General features: G+C 24.5%; 1 pseudogene. It reads left to right on the top strand.

Annotated features, from left to right (window positions below):
* Window positions 1–568 (top strand): annotated as a pseudogene (locus R4K56_RS14730) (hypothetical protein); the annotation flags it as partial.

The following is a 568-nucleotide window of genomic DNA, read 5'->3' as shown; positions in this document are numbered from 1 at the left end:
CTATAACAGTGTGATGTTGGAACAGAATCTTAAAACTTTCAAAGAGATATCAGGCTTAAGAAAAGGACAGAAAGATTTAGAAGAAAGTTTGAACGAATCTATATCTCAGAATAATGCAAAATACGATGAGTTAATAAATAATTTAAATAATAAATTAGATTTACAGAAAGAAGAACAAACTAGATTCTTAGAAGAAGAAAAAGAAAATCTTAATAAGAAGAACGAAGAATTATTAAACAATGTAAACGATACAATCAATCAAAATAATGCTAAATATGAAGAATTGATTAATAATTTAAATAATAAAGTAGATGAAAATTCTGGTAATATAAATAAATTACAAGAAGAAATATCTAATAAGATAGATGAGAAAATCGAACAGAACAACACTAATTATAACAGTGTGATGTTAGAGCAGAATTTAAAAACTTTCAAAGAGATATCCGGCTTAAGAAAAGGACAAAAAGATTTAGAAGAAAGTTTGAATGAATCTATCAGTCAGAATAATGCAAAATACGATGAGTTAATAAATAATTTAAATAATAAATTAGATTCACAGAAAGAAGAG

The sequence above is a fragment of the Brachyspira pulli genome (genome assembly GCF_036997785.1).
In the GTDB taxonomy this organism is placed as follows: domain Bacteria; phylum Spirochaetota; class Brachyspiria; order Brachyspirales; family Brachyspiraceae; genus Brachyspira; species Brachyspira pulli.
Note: the sequence above shows the minus strand (reverse complement) of the source record. Positions and strands in the feature narration are given on the sequence as shown.